The organism is Xanthomonas sp. WHRI 1810A, from assembly GCF_040202885.1.
GTDB lineage: Bacteria > Pseudomonadota > Gammaproteobacteria > Pseudomonadales > Pseudomonadaceae > Aquipseudomonas.
On sequence record NZ_JBEGED010000019.1, the window covers coordinates 63,575 to 90,005 of the forward strand.

Genomic DNA, 26,431 nt, shown 5'->3' on the forward strand with positions numbered 1-26,431 from the left:
TGGGAATGGTCTTTGCCTGACCTTCCTCGGGGGGGGGCGCCATGCAAAGTACTAAACGACTAGGCTATTGTGCGGGCTCTGAAAATTTGAACAGCAAAAAGTGGACTGCTCATGAATAAAGTGTTGATCGTCGATGATCACCCTGTCATTCGCCTTGCCGTGCGCATGCTGATGGAGCGTCATGGCTACGAGGTCATTGCGGAGACGGATAACGGAGTGGACGCCTTGCAGCTCGCACGCGAGCACTTGCCTGACATCGTCATCCTGGACATCGGTATCCCCAAGCTGGACGGACTTGAAGTCATCGCGAGACTTTCCGCGATGACGTTGCCGTTCAAAGTCCTGATTTTGACGTCTCAGGCACCCGGACATTTTTCAATGCGCTGCATGCAGGCAGGGGCGGCGGGATATGTGTGCAAGCAGCAGGACCTGACCGAATTGCTCAGCGCTATAAAAGCCGTGCTGTCGGGCTACAGTTATTTTCCCAATCAGGCGCTACACACAGTTCGCTCAAGCCTGGGCAATGCCAGCGAAGCTGAAATGGTCAACCGACTTTCCGGGCGCGAGATGATGGTGCTGCAGCAGTTGGCTCGCGGCAAAACCAACAAGGAAATCGCTGACGGCATGTTTTTAAGCAACAAAACCGTCAGCACCTACAAGACCAGGCTTCTTTTAAAGCTTAATGCTCACTCGCTGGTCGATCTTATCGAGCTGGCTCAACGCAACGGGCTGGTCTAGTCGTTGAATGCCAGTATCAAAGAACTCGATTCGGTCCTGGATCGAGCGGTCTGACCCCCATTCACCCGGCGCGTTGGAGTTTTTGGCAGCGAGGTCTTCGAACAGCACTGTCCTCGAGGACGGTGCGAGGTGTGTCGGCTTTCAGAAATCGAAGTCGTAGTCTGCGAGTTCTTTTTGCAGGCGACGCTCCTCGAGGAGATTGTCGATCGTGCGGCGCTTGCGAAGATTCGTCTTCGCGGTCTCTACCGGTGACGGTGTGCTCTCGTCGTTATCGACGGAGGCCAGGTCATCATCCGTGTCCAATTGCTCTTTGCCAGTGCTCATGAGGTGACTCCAGCTGAGGCGATCATTGGCGGACCTTATAGCGACAATCCCTCATCAGGTAAAAAAGTTTTTTTCAATCGATGCACCCCTGGATAGCCAATCGCTCAATCGTCGGAGGTTTTGTCCTTGTATTCGCAAAGATCCTCGATCCGGCAGCTGCCGCAGCGAGGCTTGCGTGCCTGGCAGACGTAGCGCCCGTGCAAAATGAGCCAGTGGTGGGCATCCAGCAAATAGTCCCTAGGCACAAACTTCATCAGTTGTTTCTCAACCTCAACGACGTTCTTGCCTTTCGCGATACCGGTGCGGTTACTGACTCGGAAAATGTGAGTATCCACCGCCATAGCGATCTGCCGGAACGCTGTGTTCAGGACCACATTTGCTGTCTTGCGGCCTACACCCGGTAGCGCTTCGAGTGCCTCTCGCGTTTGCGGGACTTCTCCGCCATGAAGCTCCATCAGACGACGACACGTCTCAATGACGTTTTTCGCTTTGCTGTTATAGAGCCCGATAGTTTTGATGTAGTACGAAAGCCCCTCGACGCCCAGCGCATGGATCGCCTGCGGTGTGTTGGCGATGGGGTAGAGGCGGGCGGTGGCTTTATTGACGCTGACGTCGGTCGCTTGCGCTGACAGGATGACCGAAATCAACAGTTCAAAGGGCGTGGTGTACGCCAGCTCGGTTTTCGGGTCAGGGTTGTCTTCATGCAGGCGACGAAATATTTCCAGACGTTTTGCTGCATTCATGGCGCCAGTGGTTCCTTGGAATCGTGCCGCAGGGGATGGGGGTCGGGGCGCTAGAGCGCTGCGCCGTTGGCAGGGGCGTCGAACAGGCGCAGTGTTTCTACCGCCTTATTAACGGCGGCCTCCAGCCGCATTATCTCGTCGTCCGGCGCCGCCAACGTCACGGCTTTTTTCAGTGCGGCACGGGACATGGCGAGTTGAATCTTCGCCCTGTTCAATGCAGCGGTGTCGGGCTTGGGTGTAACGACATCCGGTTCCCCAGGATCTTGTTCCTGCAAAGCCAAGAGCGTCCGCTCGGCCGCTTCAAATTCCTGTTGCAGCTCAACCAGGCGCGCCGCTTGCTCAGCAATGGGCGGGTGGCCGAACGCTTTCAAGGATTTATTGAGCTGGGCGCGGCTCATGGCCACGTTGATGCGTGCCTGCTTCACGTCTGCTTCATGCGTTGTCGACTTCAGTGCGCCTGGACGCGAAGTGAGCGCCGGCCGCGCCATAACGGTGGTCACTCGGTGAGCTCTGGCTGAGCGCTCGACCTGGCGCTGTTCCTCCTCGCGCTTGATCCGGGCAGTGCGCGCTTCAAATCGGTGACGGGCGTTGTTTCGCTTTGCTGTGCGTGCAAGCCGCTGTGAGACGTCGAGGTTCAGGGCGCCTGTTATCGGCACCACCCCGGTTACTGGCAATGGGTGCATGTCGATGCAGTCAACCGGGCAGGGTGCCACGCACAAGTCGCAGCCAGTACATTCGTCGATGATGACTGTGTGCATCATCTTGGCCGCACCGACGATGGCGTCCACCGGACAGGCCTGGATGCACTTGGTGCAGCCAATGCATTCCGCCTCTCGGATGAACGCGACCTGAGCCGGTGCAATGCCGCGCCCGGTGTCGAGGGCAATCACGGGAACCTCAAGCAACACAGCCAACTGAGCAATGGTTTCATCGCCGCCGGGCGGACATTTGTTGATAGCCTCGCCGCGGGCAAGGCCTTCGGCGTAGGGTTTGCAGCCCGGATGCCCGCATTTGCCACATTGTGTCTGTGGCAGCAGCGCATCAATGCGTTGGATCAGGCTCATGTTTGAATCAGGGCCTTGGCTGGGTAAAGCCCTCTCTGCCATGAGACGGGACTCGGTCGGGGCGACAAACCCGGCAAACGCCGGCGATTGCCGGGGCATCCCGGATCACTTGATGCGTTGGCCTGGCTTGGCTCCGCTATCAGGGCTCAGCAGGTAAATGTCTTCACCGCCGGGGCCTGCGGCCAGGACCATGCCTTCAGAGATGCCGAAACGCATTTTCCGCGGCTTGAGGTTGGCGATCATCATGGTCAGCCGTCCTTCCAGTTCCGACGGGTTCGGGTAGGCGCTCTTTATGCCCGAAAACACATTCCGTTGCGCGTCACCGATGTCCAACGTCAGGCGCAGCAGTTTATCCGCGCCTTCCACGTGTTCGGCTTTCACAATCAGAGCCACCCGCAAATCCACTGCAGCGAAGGCGTCAAACTCGATCTCGGGCGACAGCGCATCCTTGATCAGTTCGCCATTGCCTTGAGGGCCGGTGTCGGTGGCGCTGGCCACCAGATCTTCTTTCGACGCTGCGGCCATGGCTTCCACTTTTGCAGGATCGATGCGGGTCATCAAGGCCTGGAACGGATTCAGTTGGTGATGGGCCAGCAGCGTGGCGTGATCGTCCCAGGTGAGCGGCGCCACGTTCAGGAATCGCTCAGCGTCGGCGGCCAGCATCGGCAGTACAGGCTTGAGGAAGATCACCAACTGGCGGAACAGGTTGATCCCCAGGGCGCACACCGCCTGGACTTCATCCTGCTTGCCTTCCTGTTTGGCCAGCGCCCACGGAGCCTTGTCCGCGATGTAGGCGTTGGCGCGGTCAGCCAGGGCCATGATTTCACGCATGGCGCGGGCGAAATCACGGGCCTCGTAGGCCTCGGCGATACTCGGCGCAGCAGCCAAAAAGGCGTCGGTCAGTTCTGGGGCGGCATTCTCAGCCACCATCACGCCGGCGTTACCCTTGTGAATGAAGCCTGCACAGCGACTGGCGATGTTCACCACCTTGCCAATCAGATCGGAGTTCACCTTCTGGATGAAGTCTTCAAGGTTCAGGTCCAGATCGTCCACCCCGCGACCCAGCTTGGAGGCGTAGTAGTAGCGCAGGTATTCCGGCGACAGATGATCGAGGTAGGTGCGGGCCTTGATGAAAGTGCCGCGGGATTTCGACATCTTCTGACCGTTCACCGTCAGGTAACCGTGCACATTGATCGCGGTCGGTTTGCGGAAGCCTGAGCCCTCGAGCATCGCCGGCCAGAACAAGGCGTGGAAGTTGACGATGTCCTTGCCGATGAAGTGGTACAGCTCGGTGCTGGTGTCTTCTTTCCAGAACGCATCGAAGTCGAGCTCAGGACGCCGGCTGCAGAGGTTCTTGAAACTGGCCATGTAGCCGATGGGTGCATCCAGCCAGACGTAGAAGTACTTGCCGGGCTCGTCCGGAATTTCGAAACCGAAGTACGGCGCATCCCGGGAGATGTCCCATTGCTGCAGGCCGGCGTCCAGCCATTCGGCGATCTTGTTGGCCACCGCGTCCTGCAACGTGCCGCTACGCGTCCAGCTTTTCAGCATCGCGTCGAACGCTGGCAGGTCGAAGAAAAAGTGCTTGGAGTCCTTCAGGACCGGCGTCGCACCGGAAATCGCCGATTTCGGGTCTTTCAGATCGGTGGGCGCGTAAGTGGCGCCACATTTTTCGCAGTTGTCCCCGTACTGATCGACCGTGCCGCATTTCGGGCAAGTGCCCTTGATGAAGCGGTCGGCCAGGAACATTTTCTTTTCCGGGTCGAAGTATTGGGTGACCGAGCGCGTAGCGATGTGCCCGGCGTCACGCAGGCGGGTGTAGATCAGGCTCGACAGCTCGCGGTTTTCTTCAGCGTGCGTTGAATGGAAATTGTCGAAGTCGACCAGGAATTCCGCGAAGTCGGCGCTGTGCTCAGCCTGGACGTTGGCGATCAGTTGCTCCGGCGTAATGCCTTCTTTCTCAGCGCGCAGCATGATGGCAGAGCCATGGGCGTCGTCCGCACAGACGTAAATGCACTGATTGCCACGGTGTTTCTGGAAGCGCACCCACATGTCGGTCTGGATGTACTCAAGCATGTGGCCAAGGTGAATGGAACCATTGGCATAGGGCAGGGCACTGGTTACGAGAATCTTGCGTGGCTCGGACATGGGGCGCGGCTACTTGAGTGAGACGGAGGTCGGCCACTATAAAGGTCTGAGCGTTTTTTTTTAACCCCCAGCGCTGTGGGAAAGGTGCCGTAAACGCAGGGAATACATGTCGCCAGCCGACAGAAGGGTTAGGATGGCCGCCTGTTTTACTCAGTCTTTATTTCGGGAGTGACCCATGAGCGCTGTTAATCGCGCAACGGTGGAAGCCGTCCTTCGGCAGTATACCGACCCCTATTTGAATCAGGATCCGGTCAGTGCCGGGTGCGTGCGTGCCATCGACATCCAGGGCGAGCGCGTCACTGTCGAGCTTGTGCTGGGGTATGCCGCTGACCTGTTCAAGAATGGATGGGCGCAGGTGTTGCAACTCGCTCTTGAGGGCCTGGACGGGGTGTCGTCGGCCAAGGTCCAGATCAGCACCGTCATCCAGCCGCACAAGGCTCAAGGCCAGATACCGGGACTGGCGAATGTCAAAAACATTGTCGCTGTCGCGTCCGGCAAAGGCGGCGTCGGTAAATCCACGACCGCCGCCAACCTGGCGTTGGCGCTGTCCCGGGAGGGCGCGCGCGTCGGAATCCTTGATGCCGATATCTACGGTCCCAGCCAGGGGGTGATGTTCGGGATCGCCGAGGGCACACGCCCCAAGATCAAGGATCAGAAGTGGTTCGTGCCAATCGAGGCTCATGGCATCGAAGTGATGTCGATGGCCTTTCTGACCGACGACAATACGCCGATGGTGTGGCGAGGTCCGATGGTCTCGGGCGCGCTGCTGCAATTGATTACCCAGACCGCGTGGAATGACCTGGATTACCTGGTCATCGACATGCCGCCCGGCACCGGCGATATTCAGCTGACGCTGGCGCAGAAAGTGCCGGTTGCCGGCGCTGTGATCGTCACGACCCCACAGGACCTGGCGCTGCTCGACGCCAAGAAAGGCGTGGAGATGTTCCGCAAAGTGAACATTCCGGTGCTGGGTGTGGTTGAAAACATGGCGGTGCACATCTGCTCGAACTGTGGCCATGCCGAGCATTTGTTTGGCGAAGGCGGCGGGGAGAAGCTGGCTGCGCATTACGACGTCGAGCTGCTGGCGTCATTGCCGTTGTCGATGCTGATTCGCGAGCAGGCGGATGGCGGCAAGCCCACGGTGATGGCCGAGCCCGAAAGCCAGATTGCTATGGTGTATCAGGAGCTGGCCCGCCATGTCGGGGCACGCATCGTTTTACAGGAAGCGGCTTCACCTGAGATGCCGAATATCACGATTAGCGACGATTAATTCGCCGCGTGTTGGAGCGAGGCTTGCCCGCGAAGCATCTACGATCTAGTAGCTTCGCGGCCAAGCTTCGCTCCACCAGTTTTACGCAGGCATAAAAAAACCCCGCTTTTGAGGGCGGGGTTTTTTAAGCGAATCAGTACAAGTTAGATAACTTGAACTTCCTCAGCTTGCATGCCTTTCTGACCGCGGGTAGCGATGAAAGAAACCTGTTGGCCTTCTTTCAGGCTTTTGAAGCCGTCGGATTGGATTGCTTTGAAGTGAACGAACAGGTCGTCACCGGATTGTGGAGTGATGAAGCCGAAGCCTTTTTCATCGTTGAACCACTTAACGGTACCAGTTTGGCGATTAGACATGGTGTATCTCCTTGGACAAAGTTAACTGCGACTCAGGAAGAACCCTGGCCGAGACTGAGTGCAAAGAGCAGGAAAAATTCTTGGAGATGGTTGGATCGAAATTCAACATCGTGTAGAGATTCTCAGTGACACAAGCAACACAGTGGACCCACCTTAACCGTTTTTTTGAGATGTGCCAATGGTCTGTCTACGATTTATTTCAAGTGACGGCAAACCGGCACGTTGCCATCCTGCTGCGGCCTTTGAACCCGGCGCCCCGGCCCGGTAAGATGCCGGACATCTTTTTCACCTCGTTACCCAGGACATCGCCATGAGCATCAAATCGGACAAGTGGATTCGCCGCATGGCGCAGGAACACGGCATGATCGAGCCGTTTGTGGAGCGTCAGGTACGCGGCGAGGGCGCTGACCGGGTGATCTCATTCGGCGTCTCGAGCTATGGCTACGATGTGCGCTGCGCGGATGAATTCAAGGTGTTTACTAACATCAACTCGGCCACCGTCGATCCAAAAAACTTCGATGAAAAAAGTTTTGTCGACGTGAAAAGTGACGTGTGCATCATCCCGCCGAACTCTTTCGCACTGGCGCGCACGGTCGAATATTTCCGAATTCCGCGCAATGTCCTGACTATCTGCCTGGGCAAGAGCACCTACGCTCGCTGCGGCATTATCGTCAACGTCACTCCGCTGGAACCTGAGTGGGAAGGCCACGTGACCCTGGAGTTCTCCAACACCACCACGTTGCCGGCGAAGATTTACGCCAATGAAGGCGTCGCTCAAATGCTCTTCCTGGAATCCGACGAAGAATGTGAAGTGTCCTACAAGGATCGCGGCGGCAAGTACCAGGGGCAACGTGGTGTCACTTTGCCGCGGACTTGATGCTTTCGCGTAAATGATGCCGTTGGTCATTTCGAAACTGAATTAGTCACGAAATCGGCACTCTACTGACTGAACCGATCCCATTCGCCGCATGCGGGTGGGGCCAGACGCTCAGGGAGTACCCTATGAAGACACAAGAATCGAACCCCAGCATCAAGGAATCGGACCCGGGATCAAATCAGGTAGGACTTCTGGCTTGGTCGCTGTTGGCGCATCCCCAGATGAATATGGTAGGCGCCGGTATACCGGGTCAGCCCAATCCGGACACCCCTAACGAATACCCGCAGCCCACCGAGCCTGGCGAGCCGACGCTTCCCGACGAGCCACCACCCGCTCCTGTTGCATGATTTTGTCCCTGTCGGAGCGTTAGCTCCGGCAGGGTATTTCCCGTAAATCCTCGCTTAATCGCTTCGACGGTCCCGCTCGAAGTCAGTGTGCTTCCCCAATCGCGCCATCCCCGACAACGTAGACTCGGCTTTCCTGCGCTCGCTCGATATTCATCCCTCCGGTAAACGCCCCGAATGAAGGCAGCACCGTCATCTTTGACTGCACGTAAAAGCACGGCAACCGCAAGCGTTGACGTCCCTTGCCGTACAGCCGATAGACCGGATGAATGTGGCCTGCCAGCACGTGGTGCGTAGGATGGGCGTGGGGCTCATGTTGCAGCGCGAACGGGCCCATCAGCAAAGGCTCGGTCACGACGTCGATGGCCAGGCGCTCCGGTGGGTCGCCCGCGCGCTTGTCGTGATTGCCGCGGATAAGCGTAATACGTAGCGCTGAGTGGTGTGATCGCCACTTGGCCAATGCCGCCAGCGTGCCGGCGGCGTGAGACTCGGGGGCGTGCAGGAAATCGCCGAGAAAGATCAGGTGGTCACACGGCCAGGTGGCCAGCAACGCATCCAGGCGTAGCAGATTGTTTTCCGTGGTGCCTTGGGGGACGGGCTGGCCCAGCTTGCGATACGCCGCCGCCTTGCCGAAGTGCGCATCGGCGACCAGCAGGCAACGTTCGGCGGGGTAGTAGATGGCTTTGTCAGCGAGCAGATGCAGGGTTTCTCCCGCCAGTTCGATGGGCAACCACGACTTCATTCGTCGACCTCAGGTCCTGCGGCTTTTTCGAGATCGCGCACCATGCGCGCAATCCGGTCCGACAATTTCTCACTGCTCAGGCTTTCGCGCATGCGTTCCACCAGCAACGGAAACGCCAACGGCGTGGGCCGCTTGATGATGTGCACGTCGAGCTCTCGGGTATTGATGCGCTGCAACGTCTGCTCCAGACGCGCGACATCCAGTTCCTGACGCATGACTTCCTCTTCGGCTTGAGTCAGCAGCATATTGCCTGAGTCATATTGCTTGAACACCTCGAAAAACAGCCCGCTGGAGGCTTGCAGCTGCCGATTGCTTTTCGGCGCCCCCGGGTACCCGGAGAACACCAGTCCGGCAATGCGCGCGATTTCGCGAAACCGGCGCAGCGCCAACTCACCGGCATTGAGGCTGGCGATGATGTCCGCCAGCAGATTTTCTTCCGAGAACAACCCGGTGTTCAGCAGCGCAGGCCAATCGATTTCTGTCGCGCTCAGGAGTTCGAAGCCGTAGTCGTTGACTGCGATGGAGAAGGTCAGCGGCCGATCCCGACTGAGGCGCCAGGCCAGCAGGCTCGCCAGCCCTAAGTGCACGTGGCGCCCCGCGAAGGGATAGAGAAAACAGTGCCAGCCTTCACGGGACTTCAGCACCTCGGCCAGCAGCGTGGTCTTGCGCGGCAGCGCCGACCACTGGCGCTGCACGTCGAGCAGGGGTTTGACCGCCTGCATCTCGGGGCTGGAGAAATCATCACGGGCGGCGGCGTCGTATTTTTCCACCACGGCGTCCGCCAATTCGCTGGACAGCGGCATCCTCCCGCCATTCCAGCGTGGGACGGCCGCCTTCTTGGTGGTGGCGCGTTTCACGTAAGCGGTCATGTTTTCGACCCTCACCAGCTCCAGCAGTCGTCCGCCGAAAAGGAAGCCGTCGCCGGGTTTGAGCCGCGCGATGAACCCCTCCTCGACACTGCCCAGCGAGCCGCCGCCACCGCCCTTGCTCCAATACTTCACGTTGATGCTAGCGTCGCTGACGATGGTGCCGACGCTCATCCGGTGGCGTCGAGCGAGCCTGGCGTCCGGTACACGCCAGACCCCATGCTCATCCGGCTCGACCCGTCGGTAATCGGGGTAGGCGGTCAGCGACAGCCCGCCTTGGCGAACAAACAACAGCGCCCATTGCCACTGTTCATCGGTGAGGTCGCGGTAGGCCCAGGCCGTGCGGACTTCGGCGAGCAACTCGTCAGGCAGAAAACCGCCCCCCAGCGCCATGCTCACCAGATGCTGTACGAGTACATCCAGCGAATTGTGGGGCGATTCCCGGGGTTCGATCAGTCTGGCGGCGACGGCGTCGTGGGCAGCGGCGGCTTCCACCAGTTCGAGGCTGTGGGTCGGCACCAGTGTCACTCGCGAAGGGCGACCCGGCGCGTGCCCGGAACGGCCGGCGCGCTGCATCAGCCGCGCCACGCCCTTGGGCGACCCGATCTGCAGCACCCGCTCTACGGGGAGAAAATCCACGCCCAGATCGAGGCTGGACGTGCAGACCACGGCTTTCAAGTGACCTTCCTTCAGCGCCCGCTCCACCCAATCGCGCACCTCCCGTGACAGCGAGCCATGGTGCAGGGCAATCAGGCCCGCCCAATCGGGCCGGGCCTCCAGCAACGCCTGATACCAGACCTCCGATTGCGCCCGGGTATTGGTGAACACCAGGCAACTGGCGCTGCTGTCCACTTCCTTCACGACCTGCGGCAGCATGCGCAGCCCCATGTGGCCCGCCCACGGAAACCGCTCGATGCTCGCCGGCAGCAACGTGTCGACAATCAGCTCCTTGACCACTTTGCCCTGCACCGTAACGCCCGTGTCGCCAAGCAGCACTTGCTGGGCATGGGCCTGATTGCCGAGGGTGGCCGACAGCCCCCAGACAATCAATTGCGGATTCCATTTGCGCAGGCGTGCCAGTGCAAGCTGCAACTGCACGCCGCGTTTGTTGCCGATCAGTTCGTGCCACTCATCGACGACGATCATTTTCAGCGTGGACAGCGCAACCTGCGCATCGGCGCGGGTGAGCAGCAGGGTCAGGCTCTCGGGGGTGGTGATCAGGGCGGTAGGCAGGCGTCGGCCCTGTTTCGCACGCTCGCTGCTGCTGGTGTCGCCGGTGCGCAGGCCGATGGACCACGGAATGTCGAGATCTTTCAGCGGGGCTTCAAGGGCGCGGGCGGTGTCAGCGGCCAGTGCGCGCATCGGGGTGATCCACAGCACGCTGAGCGGCGGGGCCGGTGGTTTGCGCTTGCGAGGCTTGTTGTCAGCGGTGGGCGGCACCGACTGGGCGAAGTTGTTGAGGGCGCCGAACCACACCGAATAGGTTTTGCCCGCGCCGGTGCTGGCGTGCAACAGGCCCGATTCCCCTTGCTTGATCGCTGCCCAGACTTCTTTCTGAAACGCGAAGGCCTTCCAGCCGCGTGCGTTGAACCATCGCTTGGCGAAATCGGGGGACTTGGGCATGCGTGAGCTCTGAACAGGGTTAAGTCAGAGACAGCCAAGGGAGGGCATTAGTTTGGTGCGGATCGTTATCTCAAGCAGATTCGTGGGAGCGGACCGCTCCGCCCCCACGGGTTGTCGATCAACCGCCCAGATAGGCATCCCGCACTTTCGGGTCCACCAGCAGCTCTTCACCGGTGCCTTGCATCACCACGCGGCCATTTTCCAGCACGTAGGCGCGGTCAGCGATTTTCAGGGCCTGGTTGGCGTTCTGTTCGACCAGAAACACCGTTACCCCGTCACGGCGCAGCTGTTCGACGATCTCGAAGATCTGCTGAATGATGATCGGCGCCAGTCCCAGCGAAGGCTCGTCCAAGAGCAACAGTTTAGGTTTGCTCATCAAGGCACGACCGATGGCGAGCATTTGCTGTTCGCCGCCGGACATGGTGCCGCCGCGCTGGTTGAAGCGCTCTTTCAGGCGCGGGAACAGGTGCAGCACCTTGTCCATCTGCTCCTGGTAATCGGCTTTGTCGGTGAAGAAGCCGCCCATGGCGAGGTTTTCTTCAACGGTCAGGCGCGCGAACACACGTCGGCCTTCCGGCACCACCGCGATGCTTTTGCGCATGATCACCGACGACTCCAGCCCCACCAGTTCTTCACCCATGTAGCGGATGCTGCCACTGTGGGCCCGCGGTGATCCGCAAAGCGTCATGAGCAACGTGGATTTGCCCGCACCGTTGGCGCCGATCAAAGTGACGATTTCACCCTGACGCACATCGACGCTGACGCCGTGCAAAGCCTGGATCTTGCCGTAGAAGGTGGAAACGTTGTCGAACCGCAGCATTTACGCTTCCCCCAGGTAGGCTTTGATCACTTCAGGATTGTCACGGATCTGCTCGGGCGTCCCGTCGGCCAGGGGCGTGCCCTGGTTGATCACCACGATGTGGTCGGAAATGCTCATCACCAGCTTCATGTCGTGCTCGATCAGCAGAACGGTGGCGTTGTGCTCGTTGCGCAACACGCCGATCAGGGCCTTAAGGTCTTCGGTTTCCTTGGGGTTCAGGCCGGCAGCCGGCTCGTCCAGCATGAGGATGCGCGGGCGCGTCATCATGCAGCGGGCGATTTCCAGCCGACGTTGCTGACCGTAGGCCAGTGTGCCGGCGGGGCGGTTGGCGAACTCTTTGAGGTCCACCGCTTCCAGCCAGTGCTCGGCGTACTCCATGGCCTCGCGCTCGCTTTTGCGATATGACGGGGTCTTGAACAGGCCGGACAGGAAGTTGGTGTTGAGGTGGCGATGCTGAGCCACCAGCAGGTTCTCCACCGCCGTCATTTCCTTGAACAGACGCACGTTCTGGAACGTACGCACCACGCCCTTGCGCGCAATCTCATGACCGGCCAGGCCCTGGATCGGCTCGCCGTCCAGCAGAATGGTGCCCGCAGTCGGTTTGTAAAAACCGGTCAGGCAGTTGAACACGGTGGTCTTGCCGGCGCCGTTGGGGCCGATCATGGAGACCACCTGTTTCTCGTGAACGGTCAGGCCCACGCCGTTGACGGCCAGCAGACCGCCGAAGCGCATACTCAAGCCCGAGGCTTGCAGAAGTGGACGGCTCATCAGCGCAGATCCCCTTTGAGTTTCATTACGGGACGCTGCATGGGCAAGAAGCCCTGAGGACGCCAGATCATCATCAGCACCATCAAGGCGCCGAAGCCCAACATGCGGTATTCGCTGAATTCACGCATCATTTCCGGCAGCAGGATCATCACGATCGCCGCCAGGATCACACCCAGTTGCGAGCCCATGCCGCCCAGGACCACGATCGCCAGAATGATCGCCGACTCCAGGAAGGTAAATGACTCCGGCGTGATCAGGCCCTGGCGGGCGGCAAAGAAACTGCCCGCAAAACCAGCGAACGCAGCGCCCAGGGTGAAGGCCGACAGCTTGATGATGGTTGGATTCAGACCCAGCGCGCGGCAGGCAATTTCGTCTTCGCGCAGCGCTTCCCACGCGCGGCCGATGGGCATGCGCAGCAGGCGGTTGATCACAAACAGTGCTGCCAGTGCCAGCAGCAGCGCCACCAGATACAGGAAGATCACCTTGTTGATCGAGTTGTAGGCCAGGCCGAAATACTCGTGGAAGGTCTGCATGCCTTCGGCGGCTTTGCGCTCGAAGCTCAGGCCGAACAGGGTGGGCTTCTCGATGTTGCTGATGCCGTTCGGGCCACCGGTGAGGTCGGTCATGTTGCGCAGCAGCAGCCGGATGATTTCGCCGAAGCCCAGGGTCACGATGGCCAGGTAGTCACCGCGCAGACGCAAGACCGGGAAACCCAGCAGGAAGCCGAACAGCGCCGCCACCAGTCCGGAGATCGGCAGGCAGATCCAGAAACCCAGGCCGAAGTAATGCGAGAGCAGCGCGTAGCTGTAGGCGCCGACGGCGTAGAAGCCGACGTAACCCAAATCCAGCAGACCGGCCATGCCGACCACGATGTTCAAGCCCAGGCCGAGCATGATGTAGATCAGGATCAGTGTGGCGATGTCCACTGCGCCGCGCGAACCGAAGAACGGCCAGACGAAGGCGCCGACCACCAGTGCCAGCAGGAACCAGCGCTGGGTCGAGGGCAGGGTCAGGAAATTACTCGTCCTGGACGAAACGCTCGGCAGGCTGGGGGCGGAACGCCAGGCGGCGCTGATCTGCTCGGCGAACAGCACCCGCAGGAACATCAGCAGCGCGCAGCCGAAAATGATAGCGACGGTGGTGTGACTGGCACCGATCACGGTCAGGTTGACCCCGACGATTTCCAGTTTCAGCCCGAGGATGGGGTAAGCGACGGCCAGCACCAGCAGGGCGCTGAAAAAAGCCGATTTGAGTTGCCTGGTCATACTTTTTCAACCTCCGGACGGCCCAGCAGGCCGGTTGGCCGGAACAGCAACACCAGGACAAGCAAGCCGAACGCCACTACGTCTTTGTATTGGTCGCCGAAAATGTCGGCGCCGAATGCTTCAGCCACGCCCAGCACCAGACCGCCGAGCATCGCGCCCGGGATGCTGCCGATACCGCCCAATACAGCGGCGGTGAAGGCTTTGATGCCGACCAGAAAACCCGCGTTGGGGTTGATTACGCCGTATTGCATGCTCAGCAGTACCGCAGCGACCGCCGCCAGCGCAGCGCCGATGACGAAGGTCAGGGCGATGATGTTGTTGGTGTTGATGCCGAGCAGGTTGGCCATCTTGATGTCTTCGGCACAGGCGCGGCAGGCGCGGCCCAGGCGAGAGCGGGAGATGAACCAGGTCAGCGCCAGCATCGCGATCAGGGTCACTACGAAAATCAGGATCTGCATGTAGGAGATCACTACTTCGTGGGTGCTCATGTCGCCGAACACGAAGTTGCCGGGGATCAGGTTGGGGATCGATTTGTCCTTTGAGTCCTGGGCGAGCAACACCGTGTTCTGCAGGAAGATGGACATGCCGATGGCAGAAATAAGCGGGATCAGGCGGTTGCTGCCGCGCAACGGACGGTAGGCGACGCGTTCGATGGCGTAACCATAGGCGCTGGTCACCACGATACTGGCGACGAACGCTGCGGTGATCACCAGCGGCAGGCTGTTGATGCCCAGCATGCTCAATCCGGCGATGGCAATGAACGCCACGTAGGAACCGATCATGTACACCTCGCCGTGGGCGAAGTTGATCATGCCGATGATGCCGTACACCATGGTGTAGCCGATGGCGATCAAGGCATACGTGCTGCCAATGGTCATGCCATTAACCAGCTGTTGGAAAAAGTGATAGATGTCTATCTCGGGCATTGCCGCGTGCTCCTAAAAACCTTCTGGGTGTTTCACTGGTGAAGTCTTTTCCCGCTCGCGCGTCGTGATCTACGTCCGCGTCCGGCACGAGCCCAGTGATTCACTGGTGCGGTTTCAAGATGTTCAGTCGGGAGATTCTGGTGAAATGTCGCCGGCTTATCAAAACAAAGCCCACTGCGTGTGCAGTGGGCTTCGGGTTAACGCAAACGCGCGCGATTACTTCACAGGCGCTTCAGTCTTGGTGCCGTCTTTGTGCCAGGTGTAAACGACGAATTTGAAGTCTTTCAAGTCACCCTTGGCGTCGAACGACAGATCGCCGGTAGGGGTTTTGAAGGTGCCGGCGTGGATGGCTGCAGCCACTTTGGCGGTGTCTTCGGACTTGGCGGTGGTGATGGCGTCGGCGATCACTTCAACGGCAGCGTAGGCCGGGAACACGAACGGGCCGCTCGGGTCTTCTTTCTTCGCGGCGAACGCATCGACCAGTGCCTTGTTGGTAGGGTCCTGATCGAAGGATTTCGGCAGGGTGACCAGCAAGCCTTCGGATGCATCCTGAGCGATCTGCGAGATCGACGCGTTACCCACGCCTTCCGGGCCCATGAAGCCGGCTTTCAGGCCTTTTTCCTGTGCCTGACGCAGGATCAGACCCAGCTCAGGGTGGTAGCCGCCGTAGTAGACGAAGTCGACGTTGGCTTGCTTGAGCTTGGAGATCAACGAGGAAAAGTCTTTGTCGCCGGCGTTGATGCCTTCGAACACCGCGACTTTCACGCCGTCTTTTTCCAGGGTTTGCTTGACGGCGGTGGCGATGCCTTCACCGTATTGCTGCTTGTCGTGGATGACCGCAACGACTTTAGGCTTGACCTGCTTGGCGATGTATTCGCCGGCGGCCGGGCCCTGGGCGCTGTCCAGGCCGATGGTGCGGAAAATCAGTTTGTAGCCACGTGCGGTGATTTCCGGGCTGGTAGCGGCCGGTGTCACCATGATGATGCCTTCGTCTTCATAGATATCGGACGCAGGCTGAGTGGAGCTGGAGCACAGGTGACCGACCACGAACTTGACGCCGTCGTTGACCACTTTGTTGGCGACCGCTACCGCTTGTTTAGGGTCGCAGGCGTCGTCATATTCCACGGCTTCGAGTTTCTTGCCGTCCACGCCGCCTTTGGCGTTGATCTGCTCGATGGCCATTTTTGCGCCGCTGAACTGCATGTCACCGTATTGCGCAACCGGACCGGTCTTCGGACCGGCGATGCCGATCTTGATGGTGTCGGCAGCGAACGAATGGCTGGCAACCCCTGCCAGAACCAGCGCGGCGAACAGCTTGGAAATCTGAGTCATACCCTTAGTCATGATGCTCCACTCTTGCGTTGTCGTTTTTATAATCCTGGCGGCCGGAAGGCGCAGGACCGGATTTGCGTTATCCAGCGATGCCCTGCAACTGTACCGGAACAGTTTAGAGTGCCGGTCCAGCGCTTGAAAAGCTGACTGCGTGGGGCAACGCCTGCTGTTGTCGCTTAATTGACATAAAGATACACAATCAAGCCGACCAATCCCCGAGTAATGTCCCCAAATCGGCCGGCCTGGATGAAGTGCTCTGCAATCAATCACTTGAATCTGGGTTTGTCTGAAGAAATGCGGGCGCTATCATGGCGTCGATTTCTTTTTTGGTGAAACCCATGACGCAAGAACCTAGCACCCTCTATGCCAAACTGCTTGGCGAAACGGCTTCAATCACCTGGGAAGAATTGCAACCGCATTTTGCGAAGGGCGCCCTGTTGTGGGTCAGCCCCGAACAGGATTTGATTGCGGTGGCAGAAGCGATGGCTGAGAACGACAAGGCGAAAGTCGCGGCCTGGCTGGCGGCGGCAGACGTCGCGGCTGTGGAAGAATCGAGGGCTCTTGATTTTCTGGCGCGTGACCCGTTGTTATGGGCTGTTGTAGTCGCGCCATGGGTGCTGATCCAGGAGAGGGCGTTGCAGGGTTGAGTGCTTTGTTTTGGTGCGCCATGTGATGGCGAAGTGGGTAGGTCAGTAACCGTCGGCTTGCACCGGGTAGCGGAAAACCCCACCCGGCTCCCTCCTGATCTGTAGGAGCCAACTTGTTGGCGAGACGGCTTTAGGACCAATCAGGTAAGCCGCTTCGCGAACAAGTTCGCTCCGACAGAGCGTTGCGGTGTTTGTGTGGCGAGCGATGTTTACCCCGCCACCAACACCCGAATCGCCTCTAGACGCAATGCGGCCTTGTCCAGCATGGCCAGCCCCTGTTCACGTTGTTCACGCAGGGCGGCCAGTTCGCTGTCGCGCACGGTCGGGTTGACCGCTTGCAGCGCGGTCAGGCGCGCGAGTTCTTCGTCGGTGTCTGCGGCCAGACGACGCTGCGCCTCGGCCACACGCTCGATGTGCTTGGGCGCGATCTTGGCTTCACCGGCGTTGATCTGCGGATTTAGCACATCGCGCTGGGCCTGGATGAACTTGTTGGCACTGGCCCGCGGCACGCTTTCCAATTGCTCATTGAGCTTGGTGAACGACACACCCGCCGACAGATCATTACCGTTGGCGTCCAGCAGGCAGCGCAGGGCGGCAGGCGGCAGGTAGCGGCCCAACTGCAACGAGCGCGGCGCGACCACCTCACTGACGTACAACAGCTCAAGCAGCACGGTGCCGGGTTTGAGCGCCTTGTTCTTGATCAGCGCCACGGCGGTGTTGCCCATGGAGCCGGCGAGTACCAGGTCCATGCCGCCTTGCACCATCGGGTGTTCCCAGGTCAGGAACTGCATGTCCTCGCGGGACAGCGCCTGATTGCGGTCGTAGGTGATGGTCACGCCTTCGTCGTCGCCCAGCGGGAAGCTGGCGTCGAGCATCTTTTCGCTCGGCTTGAGGATCAGCGCGTTTTCCGAATGGTCTTCGCTGTCGATGCCAAACGCATCGAACAGGGTTTCCATATAGATGGGCAAGGTGAACTGATCGTCCTGTTCGAGGATCGCTTTCACCAGTGCGTCGCCTTCGCCGCTGCCGCCGGAATTGAGCTCCAGCAGACGGTCGCGGCCGGTGTGCAGCTCGGTTTCCAGGCGCACACGCTCAGCGCGGGCCTCGTCCACCAGCGCTTGCCACTCATCGTCGTCACCGCCGTCGAGCAGCGGCAGCAGGCGTGGGCCGAACTGATGTTGCAGGGCGTTGCCGGTGGGGCAGGTGTTGAGGAACGCATTCAGCGCTTCGTGATACCACTGGAACAGGCGCTCTTGCGGGCTGGTTTCCAGGTACGGCACGTGCAGCTCGATGATGTGCTTCTGGCCGATCCGGTCCAGACGCCCGATCCGTTGTTCCAGCAGATCCGGGTGCGCCGGCAGATCGAACAGCACTAGGTGGTGCGAGAACTGGAAGTTGCGGCCTTCACTGCCGATTTCCGAACAGATCAGCACCTGCGCGCCGAACTCTTCATCGGCGAAGTAGGCGGCGGCGCGGTCACGCTCGAGAATATTCATGCCTTCGTGGAAGACCGTCGCCGGAATGCCGGATCGCACGCGCAGCGCGTCTTCCAGGTCCATGGCCGTTTCCGCGTGAGCGCAGATCACCAGCACCTTGACCCGCTTGAGCATCTTCAGCGTGTCGATCAGCCAGTCAACCCGCGGGTCGAAGCGCCACCAGCGTTCTTCTTCAGTGGTCTCGGCCTGCGACTGGAAGCTGACTTCCGGGTACAGGTCGGCGTGTTCGCCAATCGGCAGCTCCAGGTATTCAGCCGGGCAGGGCAGGGGATACGGGTGCAGCTTGCGTTCGGGGAAGCCTTGCACGGCGGCGCGGGTGTTGCGGAACAGCACACGGCCGGTGCCATGACGGTCAAGCAGTTCGCGGATCAGGCGGGCGCCGGCCTCGGTATCTCCCTCGGCCACGGCGGCCAGCAGGGTTTCGCCTTCGGCGCCGAGGAACCCGTGAATGGTCTCGTGGGCCTTGGGCGACAGGCGCCCTTGATCCAGCAGCTCCTGAACGGCTTCGGCCACCGGGCGATAGTTTTCGCTCTCGGCGCGGAAGGCGTGCAGGTCGTGGAAACGGTTGGGATCGAGCAGGCGCAGCCGCGCAAAGTGGCTGTCCTGACCGAGCTGTTCCGGGGTTGCTGTCAACAGCAGTACGCCGGGGATGACTTCGGCCAGTTGCTCGACCAGCGAATACTGGGGGCTGGCCTTGTCTTCATGCCAGACCAGATGGTGCGCTTCGTCCACCACCAGCATGTCCCAGCCCGCCGCGAACAGCGCGTCCTGGGCTTTTTCGTCTTCAACCAGCCATTCCAGCGACACCAGTGCCAGCTGAGTGTCTTCGAACGGGTTGCTGGCATCGCTTTCGATAAAGCGCTCGGCATCGAACAGCGCGACCTGCAGGTTGAAGCGGCGGCGCATTTCCACCAGCCACTGGTGCTGGAGGTTTTCCGGCACCAGGATCAGCACCCGGTTGGCGCGACCTGACAGCAACTGGCGGTGGATGATCAGACCGGCTTCGATGGTTTTGCCCAGGCCCACTTCGTCGGCCAGCAGTACACGTGGCGCGATGCGGTCGGCCACTTCCCGGGCGATGTGCAGTTGGTGAGCGATAGGTTGGGCACGAACACCGCCCAGGCCCCACAACGAGGACTGCAACTGGCGGCTGGTGTGTTCCAGCGTGTGGTAGCGCAGGGAAAACCACGGCAACGGGTCGATCTGGCCCGCGAAAAGACGGTCGCTGGCCAGACGGAACTGAATGAAGTTCGATAATTGGGTTTCGGGCAGGGTGACAGGCTGGTTCTGCGCATTGAGCCCGTGGTAGACCAGCAGGCCGTCGACGTCGTCGACTTCGCGAACGGTCATTTTCCAGTTCTCGAAGTGGGTGATCATGTCACCCGGTGAGAACCGTACCCGCGTGAGCGGTGCATTGCGCAGCGCGTATTGGCGCGTGTCGCCAGTGGCCGGATAGAGCACAGTCAACAAGCGGCCATCCTGTGCCAGAACGGTGCCTAAACCCAGCTCGGCTTCGCTGTCGCTAATCCAGCGTTGCCCCGGTTGATACTGCTGCGCCATGCTGCCTGACTCCCACCGTGAAAAAGCCGACTATGTTAACGGAACAAGGCGCCCAGGCCAAAGATACATTGCAATGACCCTTGCATTTGTTGGCCCGCCGCCCCCAATTTCAACGAGTGTCGGAAAACATAGTTGAAACTTTCCTCACTTACGGCTCAAGTCGACGAAAAGGCAGCCGACAGGGTTGTATCAGGAGACCATTACCATGCTGCCACCCTTAATCCCTTTGAGCGCGGCCCCCGTGACTTCGCAGCTCGACCCGGCCAGAACCTCGCCGGAGATACCGAAGGTGGCGGCGGTGCAGGCCAGTTTCAGCGAAACCGTCATTGATCTGGCCGAGCACGAGCATGAGCCCGGTCAGGGCGAGCTGCTGGTCCGTGAAGAACAGCGCCGACGGGACCGCCGGCAGGGCGATCGGCGCGCGTCGGACCGTCACCCCGATCTGCACGAAGAACCGTTGGCCATCCCTGGTGATTCGCTGAACGCCGATAACACCGTGCCGGTGATTCCGATCATCGACGACGAACCGCGCAAGGGCCTGTGGCTGGATTTAAAGGTTTGAATGCTGCTGCGGCTGGTCATGCACGCCGCGATTGCGCATGATTGCCCGCACAACGAATGCGAGAGCCGCCCCGCCATGAGCGATGATGAAAAGCTGGTAGATCTGGGCGCCGAACGCGCCAAGCGTGTCCATGACATGAACGACAAGCGACTCAACGAAGTGCGCTCGGCGTTTGAACAGGCCTTGCCGCTGGGCAAGGGCAAGAAAAAGCCCAAGGGCAAGCCGAAGAAGGGTTGAGTGATCGGTACGCGTCTTCTGTAGGAGCGAATTTATTCGCGAAGCGGCGTGGCTGAGACAACCGATACCCTGGCCATCGCTTCGCCAACAAGTTGGCTCCTACAGAGAAAGACGTCAGCCCACCGTGATTGTCGGCAACTCAGCCAGTGTCACGGTCTGCACCTTGCGTGGCGCGAGGATTTCGGCTTCGCCGTCCACCACCAATTCTTCGTTCTGGTTGAACACCCGGGTCGCGATGCGCACGCGGAATTTGGGCAGCTTCTCCAGGATTTCGAGGCGCACGGTCAAGGTGTCGCCAATCTTCACCGGCTTTTGAAAGGTCATCTGCTGTCCCAGGTAGATCGTCCCCGGTCCAGGCAATTCGCAGGCGACGGCGGCGCTGATCAAGGCACCGCTGAACATGCCGTGCGCAATGCGCTCCTTGAACATGGTCTTGCCCGCAAATTCGGCATCCAGGTGAACCGGGTTGCGGTCGCCGGACATCTCGGCGAACAGCTGAATGTGACGCTCCTCCACGGTCTGGCTGTAGCTGGCGGTCTGGCCAACCTCGAGCGCCTCGTAGGGGGTGTTGGTGACTTCGGTCATTAGGTGATCCTGCGACATAAATAGTGAAAATGAAAAAATCGAAATCCGTGACGATCATTCCGCCCGGCGCAGCCTTGGGTGGGCCAATGCCTGTTCCAGCCAGGCGAGTAAATCACGGGTGACTTCTTCGCGGTTGGTTTCGTTGAGGATTTCGTGCCGGGCCTTGGGGTAGAGATTCAGCGTGACCGACTGCAGGCCCACGCCCCTGAGGGCGTTGGCAAGGTCTTTCAGACGCGTGCCCCCACTGACCGGATCACATTCCCCGCCCATAATCAGCAACGGCAGGTCGTGATCAATCGTGGCCAACTGCGAAAGGTCGCTGACGACTTGCAAGCCGCCCAGCATGTCCAGCCAGAACTGATTGGTGCAGCGAAACCCGCACATCGAGTCCTGAACATACAGATCGACCTCGACCGGGTCCCGGCTGAGCCAGTCGAACGGCGTACGCACCGGTGTGAAGGCCTTGTTGAAGGAGCCGAACGACAGCCATTCAATCAGCGCGCTTCGGCCTCGGGGGCCTTGCCGCCAGCGTTCGAAGCGAGCGATGAGCGCAGCGCTTCGATACAGCGAGACCGGTTGCAGGTTTGAACCGCTGAGTACCGCGCCATGCAAGCGACCGCCGTGCTGCAGCAGGTAAGCTTGAGCGACGTAGCTGCCCATGCTGTGGCCGAGCAGGCACACCGGCAATCCCGGATGCCGCTGCTCCACCGTGTGGTGCAGGCTGGCCAGATCGCCCACCACTTTGCGCCATCCCTCCTCATCGGCGTAGTGCCCCACCACCCCATGGGCTGCGGTTCGGCCATGGCCGCGCTGGTCGTGGGCGTACAGCGCAAACCCCGCCTGGCACAAGGCAAAACCGAGCCGCGCATAGCGGCCGGTGTGTTCAGCCATGCCGTGCGCGAGGATGACGACGGCTCTGGGCCCCGCCAAAGGAATCCACGCATTGACGTACAGGCGGCTGTGATCATCGGCCTCGAGCCAAAACGTTCCGTGTTTCATCGCGACTCCCTGGCCTGTAAAAAATTGTATTGAAAAACCGCGTTTCCGGAGGGTGTCCGCGCGCCGAGATGAGTGTATAGCCGATAGCAGGCGACGGTCTGATCACTCGCAAGATTCATGATAATGATGACGCGACCCGGCCTATTTGCCTTCACGGCGTTAGCTGCTAACGTCCGGCAAGCACCCGCATCGACACGCGGCCAGCACTCTCAGGTAAGAGGATAAAAACAATATGCAACCTGGCTTCTGGAACGACAAACGCCCGCCGGGCGTGCTCCCCGAGGTGGACCTGCAGGCTTACACATCCGTGGTGGAAGTCTTCGAGCGTAGCTGTAAAAAGTACGCAGACCGCCCGGCGTTCAGCAACATGGGCGTGACCATCACCTACGCCGAGCTGGACCGTTACTCCGCCGCGTTCGCCGCCTATCTGCAACAACACACCGATCTCAAGTCCGGCGACCGCATCGCCGTGCAAATGCCCAACCTGATCCAGTACCCCATCGCCGTCTTCGGCGCGATCCGGGCGGGGCTGATCGTGGTCAACACCAATCCGCTCTACACCCCCCGCGAAATGCTGCATCAGTTCAAGGACGCCGGCGCACGTGCCCTGGTGTACCTGAACCTGTTCGGCAAGAACGTGCAGGAGGTGCTGCCCGACACTGACCTTCAGTACCTGATCGAAGTAAAGATGGGCGACATGCAGTCCCGCGCCAAGGGCTGGCTGGTCAATACGGTCGTCGACAAGATCAAGAAGCTGGTGCCTGACTACCAGTTGCCCCAGGCCGTGGCCTTCACCAGCGTATTGAAGCTGGGACGCGGGGATCACCTGCAGCGCGTGGTGCTGGACCTGAACGATATTGCCGTTCTGCAATACACCGGCGGCACCACGGGCGCGCCCAAGGGCGCGATGCTGACCCACGGCAATCTCGTGGCGAACATGCAACAGGTTTACAGCTGCATGCAGCAGCACGATGCCAGTGGTCAGCCGATTTTCAGGCAGGGCAGCGAAATCATGGTCGCGCCGCTGCCGCTTTATCACATCTATGCCTTCACAGTGAATTGCATGTGCATGATGGTCAGCGGCAACCACAACGTGCTGATCACTAACCCACGGGACATCGCAGGCTTCATCAAGGAGCTCAAGAAATGGCGCTTTTCGGCCATGATCGGGCTCAACACGCTGTTTGTTGCGCTGATGGAACATCCGGAGTTCAAGACCCTGGACTTCTCCGACCTGCACCTGACCAACTCCGGCGGCACGGCGCTGGTGAGATCCACCGCCGAGCGTTGGGAGCAGCTCACCGGCTGCCCGATCATCGAAGGGTACGGCCTGACCGAAACGTCACCCATCGCAACGGCCAACCCCTATGGCACCCATGCCCGGCTGGGCACGGTGGGCATGCCGGTGCCGGGCACCCTGGCGAAAGTCATCGACGACGAGGGTGCCGAGCTGCCCGTGGGCGAACGTGGCGAGCTGTGCATCAAGGGTCCGCAGGTCATGCTCGGCTACTGGCATCGCCCGGACGCCACCGCCGAGGTGCTGGACGCCGAGGGCTGGCTCAAGACCGGTGACATCGCGGTGATCGATCCGGACGGGTTCATCCGCATCGTCGACCGCAAGAAAGACTTGATCATCGTCTCAGGCTTCAATGTCTACCCCAATGAGATCGAAGACGTGGTCATGCGTCATCCGAAGGTCGCCAACTGCGCGGTGATCGGCGTGCCCGACCCGCGTACCGGGGAGGCGGTGAAACTGTTCGTCGTCCCGCGCGAACCGAGCCTGACCTGCGAAGAACTGACGGCTTACTGCAGGGAGAATTTCACCGGTTACAAGATTCCCAAACAGATTGTCCTGCGTGAGTCACTGCCGATGACGCCCGTGGGCAAGATCCTGCGACGCGAGTTGCGCGACCTGGCGTAGGCCGCGTAAAGCTGTCGGAACAACCCTACGGCGTGTGAGAACACGCCGTTATTTTTGGTGGATTCGTGACCGGCGTGGGAGGGAGCTTGCTCGGGATTCGATGTCCCGCAGCCAGTGGATGTGACGGTTGCACCGACCTATTCGCGAGCAAGCTCCCTCCCACCGAAAACGTGAATTCCGCAGGCAGCGCATTGCGTCAAATGTGACTGCAAGTTATTCATGAGTCACATTTGTGACCACCGCACCCGCTTTTGGCTCTAGGCGGCCCTTGGCAAAGCTGCTACGCTCGGCCCGCTTTTTGACCTGTCATCCGGGCCTAAAGCGCGAGCTACACCGTCCAATCACAACAAATCACCGTATTAAGCGGTGTGTAGAAATCGCTGTCGCTGAGGAGTCGGCTTCCATGATCGAAAACTTCTGGAAGGATAAATATCCGTCTGGTATCCCCGCCGATATCGATCCGGACGCATATCCAAACGTTCAGGCGGTGCTGAAACAGTCCTGCGAACGTTTCGGCAACAAACCGGCTTTCAGCAACCTGGGCAAGACCGTCACTTATGCTGAGCTGTACACCTTGTCCGGCGCTTTCGCCGCCTATCTGCAACAGCACACCGACCTGCAACCCGGCGACCGCATCGCGGTGCAACTGCCCAACCTGCTGCAGTACCCGATCGCCGTCTTCGGCGCCATCCGCGCCGGCCTGATCGTGGTCAACACCAACCCGCTGTACACCGCGCGGGAAATGGAACACCAATTCAACGACTCCGGCGCCAAAGCCCTGATCTGTCTGGCCAACATGGCGCACCTGGCGGAAAAGGTCGTGCCCAAGACCGGCATCAAGCACGTCATCGTCACCGAAGTCGCCGACCTGCTGCCGCCGCTCAAGCGCCTTCTGGTCAACAGCGTCATCAAGTACGTGAAGAAGATGGTCCCGGCCTATCACCTGCCCAAGGCGGTGAAGTTCAATGAGGTGCTGGCCAAAGGTCACGGGCAGCCGGTCACGGACGCCTGTCCCGGCAGCGGCGACGTGGCCGTTCTGCAATACACCGGCGGCACCACCGGCATTGCCAAAGGTGCGATGCTGACCCACCGCAACCTCATCGCCAACATGCTGCAGTGCAAGGCGCTGATGGCCTCCAACCTCGACGAAGGCCGTGAAATCGTCATCACGCCGTTGCCGCTTTATCACATCTACGCGTTCACCTTTCACTGCATGGCGATGATGCTGATCGGCAACCACAACATCCTGATCAGCAACCCGCGCGACTTGTCAGCGATGGTCAAGGAGCTGTCGAAATGGAAGTTCAGCGGTTTTGTCGGCCTCAATACTCTGTTCGTGGCGCTGTGCAGTAACCAGGAATTCCGTCAGCTGGATTTCTCATCGCTCAAAGTCACGTTGTCCGGCGGGATGGCCTTGCAACAGGCGGCGGCCGAGCGCTGGAAAGAGGTCACCGGCTGCGAGGTCTGCGAAGGTTACGGCATGACCGAAACCAGCCCGGTGGCGACGTGTAATCCTGCGCAGAAAATCCAGATGGGCACCATCGGCATTCCGGTGCCGTCGACACTGTGCAAAACCATCAACGACGCCGGCGACGAGCTGGCGCTGGGTGAGATCGGCGAGCTGTGCATCAAAGGCCCGCAGGTCATGAAGGGCTACTGGCAGCGCCAGGACGCCACCGACGAAATGCTCGACGCCGAGGGCTGGTTGAAAACCGGCGACATCGCGATCATCCAGCCCGACGGCTACATGCGCATTGTCGACCGCAAGAAAGACATGATTCTGGTCTCCGGTTTCAACGTTTACCCCAACGAGCTGGAAGACGTGCTGGCGACTCTGCCGGGCGTATTTCAATGCGCGGCCATCGGTGTACCGGACGAGAAGTCGGGCGAGTCGATCAAGCTGTTCGTCGTCACCCGCCCCGGCGCCACGCTGACCAAAGAGCAGGTCATGGAGCACATGCGCGCCAACGTCACCGCCTACAAAGTGCCGCGCAGCGTGGAATTTCGCGACGCACTGCCGACCACCAACGTCGGCAAGATCCTGCGCCGCGAATTGCGCGACGGCGAGATCAAAAAGCTGGCGCTGAAGAAGCAGGCGTGACTCTGCACATTCCCCTGTAGGAGCTGACGAGCAGCGCGAGGCTGCGATGCAATGTGTCTGGAACCGTACTGCTCGCTCTACGACTGCGGTCCGGATGTGCTGGAACAGAAGCACAAGATG

At 60.0% G+C, this 26,431-nt stretch carries 24 protein-coding genes; 9 read left to right on the top strand and 15 right to left on the bottom strand.

Features of this window, described 5'->3' with window-relative positions:
* The first annotated feature begins 111 nt into the window (after positions 1 to 111).
* Positions 112 to 738: a response regulator transcription factor gene (locus ABQX22_RS22970; RefSeq protein WP_349802170.1), complete on the top strand. Its 627-nt coding sequence runs from the start codon at positions 112 to 114 to the stop codon at positions 736 to 738.
* A 141-nt stretch (positions 739 to 879) separates the two neighbouring features.
* Here the strand turns inward: ABQX22_RS22970 and ABQX22_RS22975 are convergent, their stop codons facing one another.
* The 4 genes from ABQX22_RS22975 to metG all read right to left on the bottom strand — a co-directional run bounded on the left by ABQX22_RS22975 (position 880) and on the right by metG (position 5,017).
* Entirely contained in the window at positions 880 to 1,062 is a 183-nt protein-coding gene (locus tag ABQX22_RS22975; RefSeq protein WP_349802171.1) for a PA3496 family putative envelope integrity protein, read from the bottom strand.
* Between the two features lie 104 nt (positions 1,063 to 1,166).
* Positions 1,167 to 1,805: an endonuclease III gene (gene nth / locus ABQX22_RS22980; protein ID WP_349802172.1), complete on the bottom strand. Its 639-nt coding sequence runs from the start codon at positions 1,803 to 1,805 to the stop codon at positions 1,167 to 1,169.
* A 50-nt stretch (positions 1,806 to 1,855) separates the two neighbouring features.
* Entirely contained in the window at positions 1,856 to 2,869 is a 1,014-nt protein-coding gene (rsxB, locus tag ABQX22_RS22985; RefSeq protein ID WP_349802173.1) for an electron transport complex subunit RsxB, read from the bottom strand.
* A 105-nt stretch (positions 2,870 to 2,974) separates the two neighbouring features.
* A complete protein-coding gene (gene metG / locus ABQX22_RS22990) occupies positions 2,975 to 5,017 on the bottom strand; it encodes a methionine--tRNA ligase (protein ID WP_349802174.1) in 2,043 nt (680 codons plus the stop codon).
* A 175-nt stretch (positions 5,018 to 5,192) separates the two neighbouring features.
* On the opposite strand from metG, the gene apbC reads away from it, so the two are divergent.
* Positions 5,193 to 6,287 (top strand): iron-sulfur cluster carrier protein ApbC, encoded by a 1,095-nt coding sequence (apbC, locus tag ABQX22_RS22995; protein WP_349802175.1) that lies wholly within the window; start codon positions 5,193 to 5,195, stop codon positions 6,285 to 6,287.
* A 143-nt stretch (positions 6,288 to 6,430) separates the two neighbouring features.
* Here apbC and ABQX22_RS23000 read toward each other — a convergent pair whose 3' ends face one another.
* Positions 6,431 to 6,640: a cold-shock protein gene (locus tag ABQX22_RS23000; RefSeq protein ID WP_002554837.1), complete on the bottom strand. Its 210-nt coding sequence runs from the start codon at positions 6,638 to 6,640 to the stop codon at positions 6,431 to 6,433.
* Between the two features lie 310 nt (positions 6,641 to 6,950).
* Between ABQX22_RS23000 and dcd the strand changes: the two genes are divergently transcribed.
* Positions 6,951 to 7,517, top strand: coding sequence for a dCTP deaminase (gene dcd / locus ABQX22_RS23005; protein WP_074889011.1), 567 nt, complete (start codon positions 6,951 to 6,953; stop codon positions 7,515 to 7,517).
* 125 nt (positions 7,518 to 7,642) lie between these two features.
* A complete protein-coding gene (locus ABQX22_RS23010) occupies positions 7,643 to 7,864 on the top strand; it encodes a hypothetical protein (RefSeq protein WP_349802176.1) in 222 nt (73 codons plus the stop codon).
* Positions 7,865 to 7,946: 82 nt separating this feature from the next.
* Here ABQX22_RS23010 and pdeM read toward each other — a convergent pair whose 3' ends face one another.
* From pdeM to ABQX22_RS23045, 7 genes are all read right to left on the bottom strand, one after another.
* Complete coding sequence (pdeM, locus tag ABQX22_RS23015) at positions 7,947 to 8,603, bottom strand: ligase-associated DNA damage response endonuclease PdeM (protein WP_349802177.1); 657 nt, start codon at positions 8,601 to 8,603, stop codon at positions 7,947 to 7,949.
* Positions 8,600 to 11,092, bottom strand: coding sequence for a ligase-associated DNA damage response DEXH box helicase (locus ABQX22_RS23020; protein ID WP_349802178.1), 2,493 nt, complete (start codon positions 11,090 to 11,092; stop codon positions 8,600 to 8,602). Before ABQX22_RS23020 ends, pdeM begins: the two co-directional genes overlap by 4 nt.
* Before the next feature lie 118 nt (positions 11,093 to 11,210).
* The gene (locus ABQX22_RS23025) at positions 11,211 to 11,912 is read right to left on the bottom strand and encodes an ABC transporter ATP-binding protein (protein WP_349802179.1); all 702 of its coding nucleotides are present in this window, start codon (positions 11,910 to 11,912) and stop codon (positions 11,211 to 11,213) included.
* Positions 11,913 to 12,680, bottom strand: coding sequence for a high-affinity branched-chain amino acid ABC transporter ATP-binding protein LivG (gene livG / locus ABQX22_RS23030; protein ID WP_349802180.1), 768 nt, complete (start codon positions 12,678 to 12,680; stop codon positions 11,913 to 11,915).
* Positions 12,680 to 13,945 carry a high-affinity branched-chain amino acid ABC transporter permease LivM gene (locus ABQX22_RS23035; protein WP_349802181.1) on the bottom strand — a complete coding sequence of 422 codons (1,266 nt, stop codon included), beginning with the start codon at positions 13,943 to 13,945 and terminating at the stop codon, positions 12,680 to 12,682. The genes livG and ABQX22_RS23035 overlap by 1 nt, the downstream gene beginning before the upstream one ends.
* Entirely contained in the window at positions 13,942 to 14,871 is a 930-nt protein-coding gene (livH, locus tag ABQX22_RS23040) for a high-affinity branched-chain amino acid ABC transporter permease LivH (protein ID WP_349802182.1), read from the bottom strand. The genes ABQX22_RS23035 and livH overlap by 4 nt, the downstream gene beginning before the upstream one ends.
* A gap of 216 nt (positions 14,872 to 15,087) precedes the next feature.
* A complete protein-coding gene (locus ABQX22_RS23045) occupies positions 15,088 to 16,215 on the bottom strand; it encodes a branched-chain amino acid ABC transporter substrate-binding protein (protein ID WP_349802183.1) in 1,128 nt (375 codons plus the stop codon).
* 296 nt (positions 16,216 to 16,511) lie between these two features.
* On the opposite strand from ABQX22_RS23045, the gene ABQX22_RS23050 reads away from it, so the two are divergent.
* Complete coding sequence (locus ABQX22_RS23050) at positions 16,512 to 16,850, top strand: DUF2288 domain-containing protein (RefSeq protein WP_349802184.1); 339 nt, start codon at positions 16,512 to 16,514, stop codon at positions 16,848 to 16,850.
* Positions 16,851 to 17,059: 209 nt separating this feature from the next.
* Here ABQX22_RS23050 and rapA read toward each other — a convergent pair whose 3' ends face one another.
* Positions 17,060 to 19,906, bottom strand: a complete 2,847-nt coding sequence (gene rapA / locus ABQX22_RS23055) for an RNA polymerase-associated protein RapA (protein ID WP_349802185.1) — start codon at positions 19,904 to 19,906, stop codon at positions 17,060 to 17,062.
* 205 nt (positions 19,907 to 20,111) lie between these two features.
* Here rapA and ABQX22_RS23060 point away from each other — a divergent pair, with 205 nt between their 5' ends.
* Positions 20,112 to 20,468: a hypothetical protein gene (locus tag ABQX22_RS23060; RefSeq protein ID WP_349802186.1), complete on the top strand. Its 357-nt coding sequence runs from the start codon at positions 20,112 to 20,114 to the stop codon at positions 20,466 to 20,468.
* Entirely contained in the window at positions 20,469 to 20,705 is a 237-nt protein-coding gene (locus ABQX22_RS23065; RefSeq protein WP_349802192.1) for a hypothetical protein, read from the top strand.
* 114 nt (positions 20,706 to 20,819) lie between these two features.
* On the opposite strand, the gene ABQX22_RS23070 is transcribed toward ABQX22_RS23065, so the two are convergent.
* The gene (locus ABQX22_RS23070) at positions 20,820 to 21,290 is read right to left on the bottom strand and encodes a MaoC family dehydratase (protein ID WP_349802187.1); all 471 of its coding nucleotides are present in this window, start codon (positions 21,288 to 21,290) and stop codon (positions 20,820 to 20,822) included.
* A 54-nt stretch (positions 21,291 to 21,344) separates the two neighbouring features.
* On the bottom strand, positions 21,345 to 22,289 hold the full coding sequence (locus tag ABQX22_RS23075) for an alpha/beta hydrolase (protein WP_349802188.1): 945 nt from the start codon (positions 22,287 to 22,289) through the stop codon (positions 21,345 to 21,347).
* A 232-nt stretch (positions 22,290 to 22,521) separates the two neighbouring features.
* Here ABQX22_RS23075 and fadD2 point away from each other — a divergent pair, with 232 nt between their 5' ends.
* Together fadD2 and fadD1 are read left to right on the top strand one after the other, a co-directional pair.
* On the top strand, positions 22,522 to 24,210 hold the full coding sequence (fadD2, locus tag ABQX22_RS23080; RefSeq protein ID WP_349802189.1) for a long-chain-fatty-acid--CoA ligase FadD2: 1,689 nt from the start codon (positions 22,522 to 22,524) through the stop codon (positions 24,208 to 24,210).
* Between the two features lie 403 nt (positions 24,211 to 24,613).
* Entirely contained in the window at positions 24,614 to 26,311 is a 1,698-nt protein-coding gene (fadD1, locus tag ABQX22_RS23085) for a long-chain-fatty-acid--CoA ligase FadD1 (RefSeq protein ID WP_349802190.1), read from the top strand.
* Positions 26,312 to 26,431: the final 120 nt, after the last annotated feature.